At 72.2% G+C, this 21,276-nt stretch carries 12 protein-coding genes; 8 read left to right on the top strand and 4 right to left on the bottom strand.

The genetic code is table 11. The features are described 5' to 3' along the window. The first annotated feature begins 11 nt into the window (after window positions 1-11). The 5 genes from rpsA (at window position 12) to J4573_RS21680 (ending at window position 5,808) form a co-directional block, all read left to right on the top strand. On the top strand, window positions 12-1,505 hold the full coding sequence (gene rpsA, locus J4573_RS21700) for a 30S ribosomal protein S1 (RefSeq protein ID WP_208257601.1): 1,494 nt from the start codon (window positions 12-14) through the stop codon (window positions 1,503-1,505). 371 nt (window positions 1,506-1,876) lie between these two features. Continuing rightward, on the top strand, window positions 1,877-3,829 hold the full coding sequence (locus J4573_RS21695; protein WP_208257600.1) for an endonuclease/exonuclease/phosphatase family protein: 1,953 nt from the start codon (window positions 1,877-1,879) through the stop codon (window positions 3,827-3,829). Window positions 3,830-3,865: 36 nt separating this feature from the next. Beyond that, window positions 3,866-4,360 (top strand): GNAT family N-acetyltransferase, encoded by a 495-nt coding sequence (locus J4573_RS21690; RefSeq protein ID WP_208257599.1) that lies wholly within the window; start codon window positions 3,866-3,868, stop codon window positions 4,358-4,360. 93 nt (window positions 4,361-4,453) lie between these two features. Next, window positions 4,454-5,044 (top strand): dephospho-CoA kinase, encoded by a 591-nt coding sequence (gene coaE / locus J4573_RS21685; RefSeq protein ID WP_208257679.1) that lies wholly within the window; start codon window positions 4,454-4,456, stop codon window positions 5,042-5,044. Then, window positions 5,044-5,808, top strand: a complete 765-nt coding sequence (locus J4573_RS21680; RefSeq protein WP_208257598.1) for an integrase — start codon at window positions 5,044-5,046, stop codon at window positions 5,806-5,808. The genes coaE and J4573_RS21680 overlap by 1 nt, the downstream gene beginning before the upstream one ends. 105 nt (window positions 5,809-5,913) lie before the next feature. Here the strand turns inward: J4573_RS21680 and J4573_RS21675 are convergent, their stop codons facing one another. Further along, complete coding sequence (locus tag J4573_RS21675) at window positions 5,914-12,006, bottom strand: WD40 domain-containing protein (RefSeq protein ID WP_243773336.1); 6,093 nt, start codon at window positions 12,004-12,006, stop codon at window positions 5,914-5,916. Between the two features lie 67 nt (window positions 12,007-12,073). On the opposite strand from J4573_RS21675, the gene J4573_RS21670 reads away from it, so the two are divergent. After that, a complete protein-coding gene (locus J4573_RS21670; RefSeq protein WP_307796769.1) occupies window positions 12,074-13,285 on the top strand; it encodes an ArsB/NhaD family transporter in 1,212 nt (403 codons plus the stop codon). Window positions 13,286-13,961: 676 nt separating this feature from the next. On the opposite strand, the gene J4573_RS21665 is transcribed toward J4573_RS21670, so the two are convergent. Genes J4573_RS21665 through J4573_RS21655 form a run of 3 tightly spaced genes read right to left on the bottom strand, consistent with a single transcriptional unit; the run spans window position 13,962 to window position 16,817 of the window. After that, on the bottom strand, window positions 13,962-14,852 hold the full coding sequence (locus J4573_RS21665) for an inositol monophosphatase family protein (RefSeq protein ID WP_243773335.1): 891 nt from the start codon (window positions 14,850-14,852) through the stop codon (window positions 13,962-13,964). 40 nt (window positions 14,853-14,892) lie between these two features. Further along, on the bottom strand, window positions 14,893-15,750 hold the full coding sequence (locus J4573_RS21660) for a hypothetical protein (protein ID WP_208257596.1): 858 nt from the start codon (window positions 15,748-15,750) through the stop codon (window positions 14,893-14,895). Between the two features lie 53 nt (window positions 15,751-15,803). Beyond that, window positions 15,804-16,817 (bottom strand): hypothetical protein, encoded by a 1,014-nt coding sequence (locus tag J4573_RS21655; RefSeq protein WP_208257595.1) that lies wholly within the window; start codon window positions 16,815-16,817, stop codon window positions 15,804-15,806. 226 nt (window positions 16,818-17,043) lie between these two features. On the opposite strand from J4573_RS21655, the gene J4573_RS21650 reads away from it, so the two are divergent. Together J4573_RS21650 and uvrB are read left to right on the top strand one after the other, a co-directional pair. Next, window positions 17,044-18,210 (top strand): sensor histidine kinase, encoded by a 1,167-nt coding sequence (locus J4573_RS21650; protein WP_208257594.1) that lies wholly within the window; start codon window positions 17,044-17,046, stop codon window positions 18,208-18,210. Window positions 18,211-18,539: 329 nt separating this feature from the next. Next, window positions 18,540-20,648, top strand: coding sequence for an excinuclease ABC subunit UvrB (gene uvrB / locus J4573_RS21645; RefSeq protein ID WP_208257593.1), 2,109 nt, complete (start codon window positions 18,540-18,542; stop codon window positions 20,646-20,648). Window positions 20,649-21,276: the final 628 nt, after the last annotated feature.

Genomic DNA, 21,276 nt, shown 5'->3' with positions numbered 1-21,276 from the left:
CCAGCCGACACATGACGAGCAGCACCGAGGCCACCTCGACCACCCCGCAGGTAGCGGTCAACGACATCGGTTCCGAGGAAGCCTTCCTCGCAGCAATCGATGAGACCATCAAGTACTTCAACGACGGCGACATTGTCGAAGGCACCGTCGTCAAGGTCGATCGTGACGAGGTCCTCCTCGACATCGGCTACAAGACCGAGGGCGTCATTCCCTCGCGTGAGCTGTCCATCAAGCACGACGTCGACCCGAACGAGGTCGTGTCGGTCGGCGATCACGTCGAGGCCCTGGTCCTCCAGAAGGAGGACAAGGAAGGCCGCCTGATCCTGTCCAAGAAGCGCGCTCAGTACGAGCGCGCCTGGGGCACGATCGAGAAGATCAAGGACGAGGACGGGATCGTCACCGGTACCGTCATCGAGGTCGTCAAGGGCGGCCTCATTCTCGACATCGGTCTTCGCGGCTTCCTGCCCGCCTCGCTGGTCGAGATGCGCCGGGTCCGGGACCTGCAGCCGTACGTCGGCCGCGAGCTCGAGGCCAAGATCATCGAGCTGGACAAGAACCGCAACAACGTGGTCCTGTCCCGCCGTGCCTGGCTGGAGCAGACGCAGAGCGAGGTCCGTCAGACCTTCCTCAACACGCTGCAGAAGGGCCAGGTCCGCAAGGGCGTCGTCTCCTCGATCGTCAACTTCGGTGCGTTCGTGGACCTCGGCGGCGTCGACGGTCTGGTGCACGTGTCCGAGCTGTCCTGGAAGCACATCGACCACCCGTCCGAGGTGGTCGAGGTCGGCCAGGAGGTCACGGTCGAGGTCCTGGACGTCGACATGGAGCGCGAGCGCGTCTCCCTGTCGCTCAAGGCGACCCAGGAAGACCCGTGGCAGCAGTTCGCCCGCACCCACCAGATCGGCCAGGTCGTTCCGGGCCGCGTCACCAAGCTGGTGCCGTTCGGCGCGTTCGTCCGCGTCGAGGAGGGCATCGAGGGCCTGGTGCACATCTCCGAGCTGGCCGAGCGCCACGTGGAGATCCCCGAGCAGGTCGTCCAGGTCGGCGACGAGATCTTCGTGAAGATCATCGACATCGACCTCGACCGGCGCCGGATCTCCCTGTCGCTCAAGCAGGCGAACGAGGGTGCCGCGGGGATCGAGGACGAGGACTTCGACCCGACCCTGTACGGCATGCCGGCCGAGTACGACGAGGGCGGCAACTACAAGTACCCCGAGGGCTTCGACGCCGACACCGGCGAGTGGCTCGAGGGCTTCGACGAGCAGCGCGAGACCTGGGAGCGGCAGTACGCCGAGGCCCGCTCGCGGTTCGACGCTCACCGCAAGCAGATCGAGGACGCCCGCAAGGCCGAGGCTGAGGCCGAGGCCACCGGCGGGACCACCTCGGTCGGCGGCGGAGGCGGCGAGACGTCCTACTCGGGCGGCGGCGAGGCCGAGACCACCGGTGGCGCCCTCGCCACCGACGAGGCTCTCGCGGCGCTCCGGGAGAAGCTCTCCGGCGGTCAGTGAGCACCCGCCGGTGAGAGCCGGCGACCGGTGACGTGAGATCACGGCCGGAGGCGGTCCCCAGGGACCCCCTCCGGCCGTGATCGTTTTCCCGGGCCGCCGCGCCGTCTTCGGGTGTCGGTCCCAAATCGGGCACCGGACCTCGGTACGCTCGCTGCGACGCGTTCGCCCGACCTTGTCCGGGCCCGTCGCCTTCGACCCCCTCATCGGCCACCCCTCAGTCCGCAACCCCCTCGATCACCACCCCGCACGGCACCACCAGCACGGGGCCCTCACCGCAGGCGTCCCGGGCGCGGGCCCCCGAGTACCGCCCCAGCGACACGGGACTTCGGGTACTGCACTAGCAAGCACAGCCCCCGGGAGCAACGGTTCAATTGGCCAGCACAGACCTAGGCACCAGGCACGCAGGACCGGCCGAGCCGGCCGGTCCGTCGATCGTCCCCCAGGGTCCGGCGCGGCTCGCCCTCATCGCGACCACGGTCGCGGTGCTCGCGCAGACCCTGCGCTTCGCGCTGCCCCAGCTCGACCACTTCGGCGACGACGCCGGGACCGCCTCGGCCGCGGCCCTCGTCACGGTCGTCTTCCTCGCGGGCTTCCTCAGCCCGGTGATCCGGCGCGTGGCCGGTCCGCGCGGCCTGCTGCTGGTCGGCGTCGCCGGGCTGTTCGCGGTACGGCTGGTGGCGCAGGCGCTCGGCCCGCAGGTCTGGCTGGCGTTCCTCGGCGCCGCCATCGGCATGATCGCGATCGCCGCGCTGTACGAGGGCGCGCGCGGCCTGTCGGGCGTCGGGTTCGCCACGGCGGCCGTCGCGGGCCTGGCGATCGACACGGCCGTACGGATGATGTTCGCCACCTGGGACCCGGTGTGGCGGTCGGGGATCGGGCCGTGGCTGGCGTGCCTGGGCTTCGTCGGCCTGGGCGCCGCCGCGCTCTACCGTGAGCTGGCCTCGGGCCCGGTGAAGGCGCCCGGGATCTCGTGGCGGGACGCGCTGGGCGCCGCCGGGATGGGGCCGTTCCTCGCCCTGCAGGTGCTGGTCTTCTCCAGCCCCGCCTTCGTCGCGTCGTCCGGGTGGCAGTCGCTCGTCGGCGCGCACATCGCGATCGTGGTCGGCCAGGGCCTGGCGCTGGCGTTCCTGGCCTCGGGCCTGGCCGTACGGGCCGTGCCCGGCGGCGTCTGCGTGCTCGGCGGAACGCTGCTCGGCGTCGGCGCCGGGGCGATCGCCGGAACGTACGCCATGACCGGCATCGAGGTCGTGCCCATCGTGATCGTCGGCCAGGTGCTGTCGGCCTGGCTGCTGGCCGTGGCCTGCCGCGCGCCGCTGCGCCGCGCGGGCCAGGGCGGCCCGGTCTGGCGGATCGACGTGGGCGCGGCGGCCGGCGGCCTGCTGATCGCCCTGATCCTCGTTCCGTACCAGGTCAGCGCCATCACCCCGCTGCCGATGCCCAACAACGTGCTGCCTGGCCTGGCCGGGATCCTGCTCGGCGGCCTGGCCGCGATCGCCGCCGCCCGCGGCGGCCCCCTCCCCGCCCGTGCGCCGCTGCGCGCCGTGACGGCCGGTGCCGCCGCGATCGCGCTCCTGCTCGGCACGGCGATCTTCACCGTGGCCACCCCCAAGGGCGAGGCCCGCGCCTCGACGGCGGGCGGCCAGGTGCGGGTCGTGACGTACAACATCCACGACGCGGTCAACCAGGACGGCCACCTCGACCCCGAGGGCGTCGCCCGCGCGATCAAGGCGCAGAAGGCCGACGTCGTCCTCCTCCAGGAGGCCAGCCGCGGCTCGCTGCTGTCGGGCACCACCGACGTCGGCGTGTGGCTGTCGCGCCGCCTCGGCATGAAGCTGCTGTGGGGTCCGGCCGCCGACGGCCAGTTCGGCAACGCGATCCTCACCAGCCTGCCGGTGAAGAGCTCGGGCACCGGCCGGATGGCCGAGAACGACTGGTCCCAGATCCGCGGCTACGTCTGGGCGCGGCTCGGCGTCGGCGACACCACCCTCACCGCCTGGTCGACCCACCTGGAGGGCGGGGCGGACTCCGGCGACGAGCGCACCCGCGAGGCCGCGACGCTGCTGCGGGCCTGGGCCGGCGCGCCCCGTACGGTCATCGGCGGCGACATGAACGACGAGCCGGGCAGCGCCGCGATCAGCCGCCTCACCGACGGGGGAGACCTGCGCGACGGCGCCATGGGCGATCCCTCGCACACCACCCCGGACGGCAAGCGGACCGACTGGATCTTCGGTACGGACGACGTGATGTTCTCCGACTACGCGGTGACCCGGTCCGCGGCGTCGGATCACTATCCGGTCGCGGTGACCGTCCGTATAGGGCGCTGAGGAGACCCCTGGCGCATGCGCCGCTAGGGTCTCCCTATGAGCACCGAGGAAGTCGGGATCGAGCCCGCGGGCGTCGATGACGCGGGTGAGATCCTGACCGCGCAACGTGCCGCGTACGTGAGCGAGGCGCAGCTCTACGGCGACCCGTTCATCCCGCCGCTCGTCGAGTCCTACGAACAGCTCCACAAGGTGCTGAGCGGCGACGCGGTGGTCCTCAAGGCGATGCTCGGCGCCCGTCTGGTCGGTGCCGTTCGCGCACAGTTCAGCGACCACACGTGCCTGATCGGCCGGCTCGTCGTGGTCCCCGACATGCAGGGCCGGGGCATCGCGCGCGCCCTCATGGAGGCCCTGGAGAAGGAGGTCGCGGGCCGAGCCGAGGCGGTCGTCCTGTTCACCGGCCACCTCAGCGAGGACAACCTGCGCCTCTACCGCAAGCTCGGCTACAGCGAGACCCACCGCGAACGCGTGGCCGCCCACCTCACCCTCGTCCACATGCGCAAGACCCTGGTCCCCGCCGAGACCTCCAGTTGAGGGCGCCGGCCGCGGTCTGAGGCGCCCCACCTGGCGCACCCGGGCCACCGGGGTGCCGGCCGGGAGGCCCGCTTGAGTACGGTGGTGCGCGTGCTGCTCAAGGTTGGACTCACCGGCGGGATCGGCTCGGGCAAGAGCGAGGTCTCCGCGCAGTTGGCCGCGCACGGCGCGGTGGTCATCGACGCCGACAAGATCGCGCGCGAGGTGGTGGAACGGGGCACGCCCGGGCTGGCCGCCGTGGTCAAGGAGTTCGGCGACGAGGTCCTGCTGCCGGACGGCGCCCTGGACCGCGAGAAGGTCGGCTCGATCGTCTTCGCCGACCCCGAACGCCTCAAGGCCCTCAACGCCATCGTTCACCCGCTCGTCGGGGAGCGCATGCAGGAGCTGATGGACGCCGCCCCCGAGGACGCGATCGTGGTCTACGACGTCCCGCTTCTCACGGAGAACAACCTGGCCGAGTTCTACGATGTGGTCGTGGTCGTCGACGCCCCCGTGGAGACCCAGCTCGACCGCCTCACCGCCAAGCGCGGCATGACCGAGAAGGCCGTCAGGGAACGCATGGCCGCCCAGGCCACCCGCGAGGCCCGCCGCGCCATCGCCCACCACGTGATCGACAACTCCGGCAGTCTCGAAGACCTCAAGACCCAGGTCGACGCACTCTGGGAGACCCTCAAGGAGGGCTGATGCAGGTCAGCTGGGCGACCGACGAAGGCAGCCCCGAGCGCGGCAACGAGGACTTCGTCGCCAGCGCACCCGGCGCGGTCGTCATCCTGGACGGTTGCGGCCTCCCGCTCGGCACCGACCTCGGCTGCGCGCACGGAACGGCCTGGTACTCCCGTTCCCTCGGAACGCGCCTGCTCGCCCGCCTCATGGACGGCGTCGGCCCGCCCGGCAGGCCGCCCGTCGCCCAGCCCGTCGGCCCACCCGAGGGCGCACACCAGCCGGGGGAGCGGCCGCTGGTCGCCCGCCTGGCCGGGGCCATCTCCGACGTCGCGGCCTCGCACCGCGCCACCTGCGATCTCGGCCGTTCCTCCACGCCCGCCGCCACGGTCGTCGCCCTGCGGGTGCGCGGAGACCAGGTCGACTACCTCGTCCTCGCCGACTCCAGCCTCCTGCTGCACCGGACGGACGGCGAGATCCAGCACATCACGGGCGGCGGTACGTTCGCCGCCGCCGATCCCGACGTGGCCGAGGCCGCCATCACCGGCACCGTCCCGCTCGCCGAACTGCGCCACGCGACGCTGCTCACCGACGGCGCCACCCGCCCGGTCGACTCCTACCGCCTCATGGACTGGCGGGAGATGGCGGACATCGTCGTTCGGCAGGGCCCGCGCGCCCTCATCGACCGCACCCGCGAGACCGAACACGGCGACCCCCAGGGGACGCGCTGGCCGCGCCAGAAGATCCACGACGACGCCACCCTGGCCCACTGCACCTTCGCCCCCTGAGAACGCCCTCACAGGCATCTCAGGGCGTTTCAGGCCTTACGCCTTACGGGAAGCCCCTGGGTGCCTGGACGCCCGGAGATCGGCCTCCAGGCCTGCCCGTACGGGCTAGAGGTCGGCTTCCAGGGGGAGGTGGCGGACTTCGGGGAGGTAGGGGTCCAGCTCGCCGGGTTCGAAGCGGGACATGCCGATGGCGTACCAGAACTCGGCGGTGACGTTGCCCTCCCACTTGTAGCGGCCGTCGGCGGCGAGGGCTGCCCAGCCTTCGGCGAGGCCGAGGAGGGTGGCGCGCTGGCCGGGGGCGGCGGGGTCGGCGACGTCCCACAGGATGATGGCGCCGTCGTCGCCCGCGCTGGCGAGCAGGCGGCCGTCGGGGCTGAAGGCGACCTGCCAGACGCGGCGGGTGTGGCCGGTGAGGGTGTGCAGGTGGCGGCCGGTGCGCGGGTCCCACAGGCGGACGACCAGGTCGTCGCCGGCGGTGGCGAGGAGCTCGCCGTCGGGGCTGATCGCGGCGGTCCAGAGGCGGCCGGTGTGCCGGGTGAAGGTGTGCCGGGCCTCGCCGGTGCGGGTGTCCCACAGCACGGCGGTGCCGTCGTTGCTCGCGCTGACCAGGCTGTCGCCGTCGGGGGCGAAGGCCACCCGGTAGACGCGGTCGGTGTGCCCGTGCATCGCCTGGACGCATTCGCCGGTACGGGTGTCCCACAGGCGGACCAGGGCGTCGTCGCAGCCGGTGGCGACCAGCGCGCCGTCCGGGCTGAACTCGATGGAACGGACCCGGCCGCGGTGGTCGGCGAGGTTGACGGTCTCGCGGCCGGTGGTCCAGTACCAGAGCCGCACGGTGTCGTCGTCGTTGGCGGTGGCGAGGAGGTCGCCGGCGGGGTTCCAGGCGTGCGCCCAGACGTGGTCGGTCTCGACGTTCAGCTCGCGTTCGAACGTCACGGTCGAGGCCTGCCACAGGTGCACGCCGCCGTCGTTGGTGGCGGTCGCCAGCTGCGAGCCGTTGGGGTTGAACGAGGCGGAGGTGAGGTTGTCGGCGACGCCGTGCAGCTCGCGGATCATCCGGCCGGTGCGCGGCTCCCAGAGCCGGACCAGGCCGTCGTTGCCGCTGGCGGCCAGCAGCGAGCCGTCCGGGCTGAACGCGACGCCGGTGGCGCGCCGGCCGTGCCCGCGCAGGACGGCGCGTGACTGGCCGGTCTCGGTGTCCCAGAGCCGGGCGGTGCCGTCGTTGCTGCTGGTGGCGAGCTGGGCGCCGTCGGGCCGGAACGCGAACGGCCAGACCGCGCCGCGGTGACCGGCGAGCTCCAGCCGCGCCTCGCCCGTCCCGGGGTCCCACAGGCGCACGGCGCCCGCGCTGTCGGCGGTGGCGAGGTGGCCGCCGTCGGGGCTGAACGTGGCCTGGTAGATCGCGCCGGAGTGGCGCGGCAGGGTCAGGATCTGCAGGCCCTCGCGCCAGACGCGGACCGAGCCCTTGGTGTCGCCGGTCGCCAGCAGCCCGCCGTCGGGGTGGAACGCGATGGCGTACACGCGGCCGGTGTGGCCGAGCAGTTCCTGGCGGATCTCGCCGGACCGGATGTCCCACAGCCGTACGACGCCGGCCTCGTCACCGGCGGCCAGCAGCGTCCCGCCGGGGTGGAAGACCGCCCGGAAGATCGCGCCCTGGTGGCCGCCGAGGGTGCGCTGGAGCTCGCCGGTGGCCAGGTTCCAGACGCGCAGCGTGCCGCCCGCGTCGCCGGTGACCATCAGCGTGCCGGACGGGTCGAAGACGGCGGTGTAGATCGGCGCGGTGTGGCCGGGCAGCTCGTGCAGCAGTTCGCCGGAGGCCAGGTCCCAGACGCGGATCGTCCCGTCGGCGGCGCCGGCGGCCAGCATCTCCGGACCCATGATGACCGGCCACACGCCCTCGGGGTGAACGGGGAGGGTGTGCGTGCAGCGGCCGGTCGCAAGGTCCCAGATCCGCACCGTTCCGTCGGCCGAGCCGGTGGCGAGCAGGTTGCCGTGCTCGTCGAAGACCACGGCGTAGGTGCGGTCGCGGTGGCCCTGCAGGGTGCGCAGCGGCAGGCCCGTGACGGCGTCGCAGATCAGCACGCCGCCGTCCTCGCTGCCGACCGCGACGACCGAGCCGCCGGGGCTGTAGGCGAGCGGCTGCGGGAGTCGGCTGGTGGCGAAGTGGAAGCCGTACGGGACGCCGACGGCGGCGGGGGCGACCTGGATGTCGACCGGCCGTCCGGGTGCGATCGCGGCCTCGTACAGCTCGGGCGCCGAGGCGATCCGGTCGGGCAGGTTGGCGTCGATGAGCGCGGCCCGCGTCCAGCGGCTGCCGTCGATCGTGGCGTCGCGCAGGTCGGCGCGGGCCAGGCGGGCGCGGGACAGGTCGGCACCGCGCAGGTCGGCGCCGGTGAGGCGCGCCTCGTCCAGCCGCGCCCCGGCGAGCGAGGCGTCGCGCAGCACGGCACGCGAAAGGTTCGTGCCGACCAGCTGCGCGTCGGTGAGGTCGGCGCCGGTGAGGTCGACCTCCTGCAGGTCGCGGTACGACAGGTCCTCGCCCTGCAGCTTGGCGCCGCGCAGGTCGGTCTGCGACGGGGTGCGCAGCCGAGTCGTGATCTTGATGGCGTTGGCGCGGGCGAGGTCGTCGGCGTTCGGGTCGGCGAGCACGCCGGACGCCCACTCCTGGCAGGCCCGGGTGTCGGCCAGGTCGCACAGGAAGTCCACGGTCAGCTGGGACAACGCCCGTAGCGTCAGGGTCCGCGGCGCGATGCCCCGTTCCAGCTCCTCGGCGATGTGCCGCGCCACCAGCCATTCCATGACCGACAGGTGGATGAAACCGAACAGCCCTTCCTCGGTGCGGATGAGCAGGCTTCCGGCGCCGACCGCGTGCGTGATCTGGCTGTGCGACAGGCGCCCGTCGGTCAGTCCGGTCAGTGCGTCGGCGATGTCGGACAGCTCGGCGAGCCGCAGGTACTGCTCGTTGCTCTCCCACAGCCGCAGCGCCAGCGTCCCGACCGCCTGCCACATGTCGTCGGTGGTGAGACCGGCGGGCCCGCCGGTGTGCCGGACGCGTTCGGCCTCGTAGGCCAGCCAGGACGACAGGATCTCCTTGTAGAGGTCGGCCGGGCTGACGGTCGCGCGCGCCTGCGCCACCGCGCGCAGCCGCTCCTCGGGCAGGTCGGCGATGAAGCTCAGCATGCGCGGGTTGCTGGTCAGGCCGAGCAGCTCCTCGACCCCGGCCAGGATCCGCAGCCGCTCCTCGGCGGCCGCCTCGCTGCCGTACCGGTTGATCAGGTACGAGTGCACCTGCGCGGGCGTGAACTCCTCCAGCGACAGGACGCGGCGGTGCGGCAGCACGCCGACCTTCTCGCCGAGCGCGGTCAGCACCTGCGCCTGCGACTTGAAGTGCTGCGTACGGCTCGCCACGACGATCTTCGCCTTGTCCTGGGCGGCCTGCAGCAGCGTGTCGAGGTGGTCGGCGGCCTGATCGTAGGTCACCCGCGTGACCAGCTCGTCGAAGCCGTCGAACAGCAGGACGATGCGCCCCTGCCGCAGCATGTAGTGGAACGCCTTGAGGTCGATCAGCTCCTCGCCGTGGTTGGCCAGGTGCGCGGCGACCAGGCCGTCCACCGAGTGCGCCTTGTCGAGGGCGCGCAGCTCGATGAGGATCGGGATCACGTGCGGCAGCTCGACCGGGATGCGCCGGGCCAGCTCGCGCAGCGCGAACGTCTTGCCGCGCCCGAAGTCGCCGAGCAGCAGCATGAACCGGCCGTGGTCGGTGGCCAGCAGCCGCAGCATCTCGCCGACCGCGTCCTCCTGCACCTCGGGTTTGGCGCCTTCAGGTGAAGCCTCTTCCGCGCCTCGGGGGGTGTGGGGTGTCGTCCCCCCTCGGGTGAGCTGAGCGCGGTCGCTCTCCCGGAACCGCTGCGGAACGTACAGCGACGGCGCGTACAGGCCGCCGGACGCCAGCCGCGCGGTCTGCCCGGCGACGTAGTCCGACAGGTCGAGCAGGCCCTGGAACTCGGTGAGGCTGCGCAGCCGGATCCCGCGCCGCTGCGCGTCGTCTCGGAGCGAGCGCGGTGCCTGCGGGCCGAGGTAGACCAGCTCGGACCCGTGGTCGGTGCCGTCGGCGTGCACGTGGCGGACGAACGCGTCCACGTCGGCCTCGGTGACCGCGCCGACGTGCGCGCCGATCCGGTACTGCCGTACGAAGCCGTCCTCCAGGTGCGTCAGCAGCAGGTGCGGGGGATCGGCGTCGATCCGGCGGATCGTCGCGCGTTCGAACCTGGTCTCGCAGGCCTCGGAGATGCGGTCGAGCAGCTCGCCGGTCGGGTCGGGGACGGTGACCGGGTCGATCTCGGTGCGGACCGGGCCGAGCTCGGGCGTCGGCCCGGCGGGGATCTCCGGCGGCGCCGCTTCTTCGCGCGGGGGCGGGAACGTTCCGGCGACGCGTTTCCAGGAGCGTTCGAGGCGCGTCGGGCCTCGGGTGGCGGCCTCCGCCGGGACCCAGCGCTCCAGGCCGTCGCGCTTCACGACGACGATCTGGTGGCGGCCGGGGCCGAGCGCGGGGATGCACGGGACGCCGGAGTCGAGGGACTGGATGCCGCCGCCGAAGCCCGCCTCCGTTCCCTGGAAGAGCAGGTTGAGGTGACCGCCGAGCAGCGAGTCGACCGCCTCGGGGTCGCGCAGCGCGCCGGGCTCGCCGGAGAGCGGGGCGTGCTCCAGTGCGCCCAGGCGCAGCCAGCCCTCGTCCTCGAAGTGCCGCAGCCGTTCGGTGAACCACGCCGCCTGCGCCTGCCCGACCTGGCCGTAGCGGTCCTCGTCGCGGTGGGTCTGGGGGAGTGTGGAGTTGAGCCCGGCGACGACCACCTTCAGGTCGTTGATCGGGAAGAGCGTCCACGGCTGGGCGCTGTCGAAGACCAGGCTGTCCAGGCCCTGGTAGAGCTCCTTGAACAGACCCGCGAAGTGTCGCCACTTGGGCCAGAACGGCGGCTGCGGATCGATGTCGTCGGCCTCGCAGCTGGAGAAGTAGGCCTGGGATGCCGCCCGGTTGACGTCGTGCGTCCCCGGAACGATCACGACGCGCTGCGCCTCCAGGCCGAGGAGGGCGCGCAGGTTGGTGAGGAACGACAACGCCTCGGCGAACTCCTTGCGGCTGCCCGAGTGCGTCAGGTTGCCGGTCACCACCAGCAGGTCGGGGCGCGGCACGTCCGAGTCGGCCAGGCGGGTGACGTCGCTCCAGATCTCGTCCTGCAGCTCGCTCGCCGTGGTCGCCTCGCCCGGATCGGCGAGCGTACGCCCGAACCGCGGGCCCGTCACATGCAGCACGCTGATGTGCTCGCGCGGGCGGTCGGCGACCCCGGGCGCGGCGGGGAACGCGGGCACCGCCACCGGCGCGCGCCGCGCGGGCCGTTCGCCCGTCATCTCAGGGCGTTCGGTGTCCTTGCCGTACAGCCGCGGCCGCCCGGCCGTACTGCTCGCCCGACCGGTCCCCGTCTGTCCCGAGCCGGACTGTCCCGAGACGGCCGTCTGGCCGGAACCGCCCGCCTGGCCGGAACCGCCCGCCTGGCCGGAACCCTGGCCGAACGCGCCCGCCTGGCCGGGGCCGCCTGCCTGGCCGGAGCCTTGGCCGAACGCGCCCGCCTGGCCGGGGCCGCCTGCCTGGCCGGAGCCTTGGCCGAACGCGCCCGCCTGGCCGGGACCGCGTGAGACCTCTTCCTCTACGCGGCCGGGGATCGCGCCGGGGAACCGCGGGCCGTCCGGCGGCATCGCGTGGCCCGCGAGCGCCTCGTCGATGCGGCGCATCAGCAGGTCGCGGGCGTCGTCGGGGTCGTCGACGCCGACGAGGTCGACATAGGTGATCGTGGAGAGCAGCCCGTCGATCGGGCAGTCCTCGATCCGTACGGTCACCAGCTTGTTCGCCGGGTTGTCGGGGTCGGCGCGGAGCGCCGTCATCCACTCCCACCGGCCGTACCGCGACCGCAGGTAGTTGCTCGACAGCACCGCCACCACGACCTTGGCCTCCGACAGGCCGCGGTCCATGAAGTCGATGAAGTTGGTCCCCGGCACGAAGTCCCACGCCTGCATCATCGTGCGGTGCCCGGCCGCCTCCAGCTGCCAGGCGATCCAGGAGGCCCAGCGTTCATCGGCAGGGGAGTAGCTGATGAACAGATCCGTCGGGCGGTCCTGCCGCGACTGGCCGGGGGGCGTCGTCATTCCCTCAGTATTGCGCGGTGACACGACGATCGCAGCGTCGCGGGGCGCTTATGGGATCATGTCCGCCGTGCCTTCTCCCGCGAACCTCCTGAGCCGTCTGGGGGTGCTCGACTGGATCCGCATCGGGCTGCTGCTCCTCGGCCTGGTGTTCGTCGCGACCGGTCTGCTCCCGAGGGCGACCGCGCAGGACAGCCTCGAGCGGATCGCCCCGCTGCTGCTGTTCCTGTTCAGCGTGATCATTCTCGCCGAGCTGACCAAGGAGGCCGGGGTCTTCGACGCGATCGCGCAGCGGATGGCACGGGCGGGACGCGGCGACTACGCGGCGCTGTTCGTGCTGTGCTTCGCGTTCGCCACGGTCAACACGGTCTTCCTCAACCTGGACACGACCGCGGTGCTGCTGACGCCGGTCATGCTGGCGCTGGCGAGCCGGGCGAAGATCGCGCCGCTGCCGCTGGCGATGACCACGGTGTGGCTGGCCAACACCGCCAGCCTGCTGCTGCCGGTGTCGAACCTGACCAACCTGCTCGCCGCCGACCGGGTGGCGCTGGAGACGCCCGAGTTCGCCGCGCGGATGTGGTTGCCGCAGCTGGCCGTGCTGATCGTGACGGCGGCGCTGCTGTGGACGTTCTTCTGGCGGCGTTCGATGCGCGGCGCCGACCGCTACGAGCCGCCCGTGCCCGAGCCCGTACGCGACCGCGTGCTGTTCTCGGCGACCGGGGTGGCGTGCCTGCTGTTCATCGGGGCGATCCTGGCCGGGGTCCACACGGGGTTCCAGCTCGGCATCGCCGCGACGATCCCGGCCGTGATCGCGGTGGTGGCGTTCGCCGTACGGGACCGGACGGCGCTGAAGCCCGCGCTGATCCCGTGGCAGCTGCTGGTGTTCGTGGCGGCGCTGTTCCTGGTGGTGCCCACGCTGGAGCGGTACGGGCTGGACGACGCGATGCGCTCGCTCATCGGCACCGACGACGGCTGGGCCGGTGCGATGCGGGCCGCGTTCGCCGGCGGTGGTCTGTCGAACGTGCTGAACAACCTGCCCGCCTACGTCGCGGGGGAGTCGGCCGTACCGGCCGAGAACAAGGACCAGCTCCTGTCGCTGCTGATCGGCACGAACGTGGGCCCGGTCATCACGCCGTGGGGTTCGCTGGCCACGCTGCTGTGGTTCGAGTGGTGCCGTCGCTGGGACGTCCGCGTTCCCATGCGCAAGTTCGTCCTGACCGGCGTCGCGCTGGCCACACTGGGCTGCTCCTCCGCCGTGGCCGCCCTCCTCCTCACCAGCTGACCGGCGCCAGCGGCGCGAGGCGGTGTGGTTGCCAGGCGGCGCGGCTGCCAGGCGGCGCGGCTGCCAGGCGGCGCGGCTGCCGGGCGGTGCGGTTGCCGGGCGGTGTGGTTGCCCGGCGACGGCGACGCGGCTATCAGGCGGTGTGGTTGCCAGGCGACGCTGCTGCCAGGCGATGCGGCTGCCAGGCGATGCGGCTACCGGGCGGTGTGGTTGCCAGGCGGTGTGGTTGCCAGGCGGTGTGGTTGCCAGGCGGTGTGGTTGCCGGGCGGTGTGGTTGCCGGGCGGTGTGGTTGCCAGGCGATGTGGTTGCCAGGCGGCGCGGCTGCCAGGCGGCGCGGCTGCCAGGCGGCGCGGCTGCCGGGCGGTGCGGTTGCCGGGCGGTGTGGTTGCCCGGCGACGGCGGCGCGGCTATCAGGCGGTGTGGTTGCCAGGCGACGCTGCTGCCAGGCGATGCGGCTGCCAGGCGGCGCGGCTGCCGGGCGGTGCGGTTGCCGGGCGGTGTGGTTGCCCGGCGACGGCGGCGCGGCTACCAGGCGGCGCGGCTGCCGGGCGGCGCGGCTGCCGGGCGGTGTGGTTGCCGGGCGATGCGGTTGCCCGGCGACGGCGGCGCGGCTACCGGGCGGCGCGGCTACCGGGCGGCGCGGCTGCCGGGCGGCGCGGCTGCCGGGCGGTGCGGCTACCAGGCGATGCGGACGGCTTCGGGGTTGGCGCCGTTGGCGTTGATCTTGACGGCCTCGGCGGCGGAGCCGGCGGTCTCCAGGAGGCTGTCGAGCAGGTCGGGGCGGGCGGCGACGAGCCCGCGCTCGGCGGCGGGCAGGTCGATGCTCGGGTCGTACGGGCGGCCGTCCAGCCGCCGCAGCTCGGCGCCCGCCTCCTCGGCGATCAGCACGCCTGCGGGCAGGTCGACCAGCTCGGGCCGGTAGCCGACGATCCCGTCGATGTCGCCGCGCGCCAGCATCGCCCAGCCGACCAGCGGCGCCCACAGCTGGATCACGCGTGCGCTGCGCGCCTCAAGCATCAGCTTCAGCGGGATCACGACCGGGTCGTCGGGGCCGACGCCGTGGCCCTGGATCCACGCCAGGACGGGCTTGTCAGCGCGGCCGGGCCGGGGTGCTGGCGGCAGCCGCAGGGCTTCGCCGTCGGGGCCGAGAGTGCCCTCGCCTCGTGTCGCCGACCACGTTCGCCCGGTCACCGGTTCGTGCACGACGCCCAAAACGGGGGTCTGGCCGACGCAGAGCGCGAGGCCGACCGCGCAGACCGGCATGCCGATCGCCACGTTGTTGGTGCCGTCCAGCGGATCGACCAGCCACGTCGCGTCCGCCGTGGCGCCGCCGACCGTTCCGGCCTCCTCCGAGACGATCCGGTGGCCGGGGAAGGCCGCGCCGATCCGGTCCAGGATCAGCGTCTCGGACGCCAGGTCCAGGTCGGTCACCACGTCGCCGGACGCGTCCTTGAGCCTCACCTCCAGCGGACCGGTCAGGCGGGCGCGCAGCAGGTCACCGGCGGCCTCGGCGGCCTCGACCGCCACGCGCCGGGCCCGGTGGAGGTCCACGTTCGGTGCGTTCATCGGGCCTCTCCGGTCGCGGGGTCGGGATCGTGCGTACGGTCTACGTCGTGCGATGAGCGCAGGGTTCATGCCGTTCCCCGAGCGAGTCGGGTTCGGGGCGGCGCGGGTGGGCGGCGGCCAGCAGGCGGGCCGAACGGCGGGCGGCGCGGACGGCCTCGTCGGGGTCGCAGGGCTGGCGGTGGGTGTGGTGGGTCGCCGCGTCCAGCGGGCCGAGCGACAGGTCGCCGCCGCCCGGGGTCTGGCGGCCGAGCGCGACGGTCGCGGCGTCCAGGCCGTTCTCGATGCGCGTGCTGTGGAAGACGCCCGCCGGGAGGGTGTAGGTGTCGCCGGTGCCGTGCACCGAGGACCCGCCGTCGCCCTCGGCGTAGCGGACCGTACGGGGCGTGGCACGCAGCTCGTCGCCGTCGGGGCCGCTCGCCACCTCGAAGATCCGATGCGTGGCGGCACCGGCGCCGGGCTCGACCGCGGCCGCCCCGAACGCGGCCTCCTCGACCGCGCCGGGCTCGACCGCGATGTCCTTGACCGCGCCGGGCGCGAGCGCGGCACCCTGGACCGCGCCGGGCTCGACTGTGGCCACCCCGACTGCGGCCTCCTCGACCGCGACGCGGGTGTTGCGGACCGTTCCGTACAGCACGAAGCTCACCAGGTCCCAGCTGTGGCAGTGCACCGGGGACGTGGTGGTCTCGGCGGCGCGAACCTCCGGCGTCCAGATGTGCAGGCACACGCCGTACTCGCCGCTGCGTTCCACCGGCAGGCACAGGAAGCCCAGCGGATGCCGTACGGCCGTCACCGTGCTCGCGCCCGCGTCGATCTCGTCCAGCACGCGACTCGCCCACGCCGGGAGCGAGCCCGCCGCGGTGCCCGCGGCCAGCTCGGCGAGGATCTCGTCGTATTTCATCGTCACTCGTGTCTCATGGTCACTGGTATCTCATGGTCACTGGTGCTTCATCGTCACTCGAAGGGGTCCTTGGCCCGCAGGGCCTTGCGGATGATGTCCACGATGTCGCGGTCGGTGTAGCCGCGGGCGAGCTCGATGCCGAGCACCTCGAAGAGCTTGCGGACCTCTTCGACCGTCGGCTCGTCGTCCAGCGGCGCCAGCCGCGCCTGCTCGATCGGGACGCGGCGGGCCTGGTCCAGGCTGATCTGGAGCTCGGCGCTGTACCAGCCGTAGTAGAACTTGTCGTTGTCGATGACCAGCGCCTCGCCGCGCGGGTCGTCGCGGGTGACCACGACGCAGGACTTCGACAGGTCGTAGCGGAGCGTGGTCATCGTCGCGGACACGCCCATGTCGATGTCGAGCATGCCGAACCGCTGCTTGTGCCAGCAGGCGGCCAGGATCGTGGCGTACGCCTCCTTGCGGGTGCGTTCCAGCGTCCAGGTCTCGCCGGTGCCGTCCGGATCGTCGGTGACCGAGCGGCGGTGGCGGGCGTACGCCTCGCAGACCTCCACGTTGGTCGGGTCGATGATCTCCAGGCGGAACAGCAGCGTGCGGCGTTCGCGGCGGGCCGTCGCCACGCACTCGGGGAGCGTGCGGGCGCGGATGTAGGTGCCGGTGCCGCCCTTGAAGAACCAGCGGTCGGTGCCGCGCCGCGCCTCGGCGAGGACCTCGCCGACTTGGCCGCCGCTGATCACCCGGACGACCGCGGTCTCCTCGAGCGCCCGTTTGGTGCCCGAGACGACGTTCTCGAACTCCTCCAGCCGCGACAGCTTCTCCGTCAGCCCGTCCAGCGTCGCCGACGAGGCCTGCAGTGTGTCGCGGACCTCGGCCTCCACCGGCGCCCGGCGGCCGCGGTCGCGCAGCACCGACGAGGCGAGCAGGCCCATGACCAGCAAGATCGCGCTGCTGGTGATCTGATCTTCGTGCGGCAGCTGGAACCCGATGTCCATCAACGTCACCACGACGGCCACCAGGAGCGCGATCGCGGCGTCGGCGTTCTTGCCGAACCAGATGACGAATCGGGTCATTGTCTGGGGGTCCCCGTCCCTTGTGGTGGCGCCGTCATCGTAACCAGACCACCGTCGCCGGGCCACCTGCGCGACCGCCGCACCCCCGTGCACGCAGCCGTTGCGGGGGCGCGCGTGGAGCGTTCGAAGTCGGCAGGCGGTCGGCGGGCGGTCGGCTGGCGGCCGGTAGGTGGTCCACGTCACATTGGTGACATATGAGGTCATAAACGGGCTATAAGCTCAGGTCATGCGCATTCGGGACTGGTGGTCGGCGCTGTGGCCGACGAGACAGGCCCGTGCGCTCGACCTGACATTGGCGATCAGCCTGGCCGTGTTCGACGGGGTCTGGATGCGGCTCGCCGACCAGAGCTTCTGGCTGCCGCCGACGGTCGTGTCGATCAGCAGCGCGCTGATGTCGCTGGCCCTGATCGTGCGGCGGCGCCATCCGGTGGCGCTGGTGCTGGTCTCGCTGACGCTCGGCACGATCCTCGGGGCGGGCGGCCTCGGCATCCTGGTCATGCTCTACTCGCTGGGCGCCTACACGGCGTCGCGGTGGACCGCGATCGGGCTGGCGATGGCGGGGTACGTGGCGTACCTGATCTTCCCGGGACCGACCTCGCGCGACCAGCCGCTCGCCGCCCAGGTGATCTTCGGCCTGGCGTTCTCCGCGCTGCCCGTCGTTCTTGGTCTCTATATGGGCGCACGCAAGCAGTTGCTCGCCTCGCTGCAGGAGCGCGCCGCCCGGCTGGAGCGGGAGCAGCATCTGCTCACCGAACGGACCAGGGCCGAGGAACGCACCCGCATCGCGCGCGAGATGCACGACGTGGTCGCCAACCGGGTCAGCGTGATGGTCGTGCACGCCGGGGCCCTGCGCGCGGTCGCCCACCGCGATCCCGACCGTGCCGCCGAGACGGCCGCCGTGATCGGCGACATGGGGCGGGCGGCGCTGGACGAACTCCGCCAGGTCATCGGCGTTCTCCGCCAGGGCGAGCAGGCGCTGCCGCGCCAGGCGCCGACGATCTCCGACGTCCGCGATCTCGCCGGCCAGTCCCGTGCCGCCGGGCTCGCCGTCGACCTGCGGGTGCTGGGGGAGGAGCAGCCGATGCCCGCCGCCGTCGGCCGAACGGTCTTCCGCCTCGTTCAGGAGGGGCTGACCAACGTCCACAAGCACGCGGGCGACGCCGACGCGTTCGTGCGGCTCCGGCTGACCCACGAGATCGTCGAGGTGGAGGTCGAGAACGGCCCGCCCAAGTCCGCCCCCGCCCACGACCTGCCCAGCGGCGGAAACGGCCTGGTGGGGCTGGAGGAACGCGTCGTGGCGCTCGGCGGCTCGTTCGACGCGGGCCCCTGCGAGGAGGGCGGTTTCGCGCTCCGCGCCACGCTGCCCCTCCCGGCATCCGACCTGCGCAAATAAGCGGTCGCTTTCCGTGTCCGCCCGCCTGTCCGACCTGCGGGGACAAGCGGTCGCTTTCCGCGTCCCGCCCGTGGGGACGAGCGGTCGGTTTCCCTGCCCGACCTGCGGGGACAAGGGGTCGCTTTTCGTGTCCGCCCGCCTGTCCGACCTGCGGGGACAGGTGGTCGCTCTCTGTGTCCGACCTGCGGGAATTCTGTGTCCGACCTGCGGAAATAAAGCGCGCCCGGCGATTGTCCTACCCCCTGCATAGAGTGGGGGAGGCGGGTCGAGCGGGCCCGCCGGGGGCTGATCAGGAGAGTCCCGCCGGGGTTGATCAGGGAGAGCTGAGCATGCGGCCGATCACAGACCTGCAGCGCAAGGTGGCGCCGTTCGAGGTCGTCACGGAGATGACGCCGTCGGGCGACCAGCCGCAGGCGATCGCCGACCTGTCCGTGCGGATGGAACGCGGCGACAAGGACGCGGTCCTGCTGGGCGCGACCGGCACGGGCAAGACCGCCTCGATCGCGTGGCTGGTCGAGAAGCTGCAGCGCCCGGTCCTGGTCATGCAGCCCAACAAGACGCTGGCCGCCCAGTTCGCCAACGAGCTGCGCGAGATGATGCCGCACAACGCGGTCGAGTACTTCGTCTCGTACTACGACTACTACCAGCCCGAGGCGTACATCCCGCAGACCGACACCTACATCGAGAAGGACTCCTCGATCAACGACGAGGTGGACCGGCTGCGCCACTCGGCGACCAACAGCCTGCTCACCCGCCGCGACACCGTCGTGGTCGCCTCGGTCTCCTGCATCTACGGCCTGGGCACCCCGCAGGAGTACGTCGACCGCATGGTCCGCCTGCGCACCGGCCAGGAGATCGAGCGCGACGACCTGCTCCGCCAGCTGGTCGGCATGCAGTACACCCGCAACGACCTGGCGTTCACCCGCGGCACGTTCCGCGTCCGCGGCGACACGATCGAGATCATCCCGCAGTACGAGGAGCTCGCCGTCCGCATCGAGATGTTCGGCGACGAGATCGAGAAGCTGAGCACCCTGCACCCGCTCACCGGCGAGGTCATCAGCGAGGACAACGAGCTGTACGTCTTCCCCGCCTCCCACTACGTCGCGGGTCCCGAGCGCATGGAACGGGCGATCGGCACCATCGAGGCCGAGCTGGAGGAGACGCTCGCCACCATGGAGCGGCAGAACAAGCTCCTGGAGGCCCAGCGCCTGCGCATGCGCACCACGTACGACATCGAGATGATGCGCCAGGTCGGCACCTGCTCGGGCATCGAGAACTACTCGCGCCACATCGACGGCCGCGAGCCCGGCACCGCGCCCAACACCCTCCTGGACTTCTTCCCCGAGGACTTCCTGCTGGTCATCGACGAGTCCCACCAGACCGTCCCGCAGATCGGCGCGATGTACGAGGGCGACGCCTCCCGCAAGCGCATGCTGGTCGAGCACGGCTTCCGCCTGCCGTCCGCGATGGACAACCGCCCGCTGAAGTGGGAGGAGTTCCTGGAGCGCATCGGCCAGACCGTCTACCTCTCCGCGACGCCGGGCACCTACGAGATGAACCGCGTCAAGGGCGACGTCGTCGAGCAGGTCATCCGCCCGACCGGCCTCATCGACCCCGAGATCGTCGTCAAGTCCACCAAGGGCCAGATCGACGACCTGATCCACGAGATCCGCCAGCGCACCGAGAAGGACGAGCGCGTCCTGGTCACCACCCTCACCAAGAAGATGGCCGAGGACCTCACCGACTACCTCCTCGAACTCGGCATCCAGGTCCGCTACCTGCACTCCGAGGTCGACACCCTCCGCCGCATCGAGCTCCTCCGCGAGCTGCGCGCCGGCGAGTACGACGTCCTGGTCGGCATCAACCTCCTCCGAGAGGGCCTGGACCTCCCCGAGGTGTCCCTGGTCGCCATCCTGGACGCCGACAAGGAGGGCTTCCTGCGCTCCGAGACGTCCCTCATCCAGACCATCGGCCGCGCCGCCCGAAACGTCTCCGGCCAGGTCCACATGTACGCCGACACGGTCACCCCCTCCATGGAACGCGCGATCGACGAGACCAACCGCCGCCGCGCCAAGCAGCAGGCCTACAACACAGAGAACAACATCCAGCCCCAGGCCCTCCGCAAGCGCATCGCCGACATCCTCGACTCTCTGGCCCGCGAGGACGCCGACACCGAGAAGCTCATCGGCGGCGCCGGCCGCCAGCAGAGCCGCGGCAAGGCCCCCGTCCCCGGCCTCGCCTCCCGCGCCGGCCGCCACGCCGCCGACCTGGTGGGCGAACGTCCCCGCGAGGAGATGGAGTCCCTCATCGAGCAGATGACCGACCAGATGCACCAGGCCGCCACCGACCTCCAGTTCGAGCTAGCCGCCCGCCTCCGCGACGAGATCAAGGAACTCAAGCGCGAACTCCGCGACATGAAAGAAGCCGGCGTCAAGTAACCCCGACCGGCACCCCACCAACACCCGCCCCACCAAGCCCCACGTTCGCCACGCCCTGCGTTCGCCACAGGTCCGCGTTCGGCACGGCCTGCGTTCGGCGCGGGTCGGCGTTCGCCACGCCCGGCGTTCGCCACGCCCGGCGTTCGCCACGCCCGGCGTTCGCCACGCCCGGCGTTCGCCACGCCCGGCGTTCGCCACGCCCGGCGTTGGCCACGGCCCGCGTTCGCCACGCCCGGCGTTGGCCACGGCCCGCGTTCGCCACGCCCGGCGTTGGCCACGGCCCGCGTTCGCCACGCCCGGCGTTCGCCATGACCGGCGTTTGGGACGGCCCGCGTTCACGGCGGCCCGGGTTCGTCACGGGCCCGCGTTCGCCACGGCCCGCGTTCACCACGACCTGCGTTTGCCATGACCTACGTTCGGCACAGCTCGCGTTCGCCACGGCCTACGTTCGCCACGGTCGGCGTTCGGCACGGCCTGCGTTCGCCGTGACCGGCGTTCGCCACAGCCCGCGTTTGGTACAGCCCGAGTTCGCCACGACTTGCGTTCGCTTCGACCTGCGTTCACCGCGACCTGCGTTCGGCACGACCTGCGTTCGGCACGGCCTGCGTTCGCCATGACCGGCGTTTGC

Origin of the sequence: Actinomadura barringtoniae, from assembly GCF_017573505.1 — a bacterium.
Lineage (GTDB): Bacteria > Actinomycetota > Actinomycetes > Streptosporangiales > Streptosporangiaceae > Spirillospora > Spirillospora barringtoniae.
The sequence above is the reverse complement of the archived record's forward strand: the minus strand, read 5'-3'. Positions and strand labels throughout refer to the sequence as shown.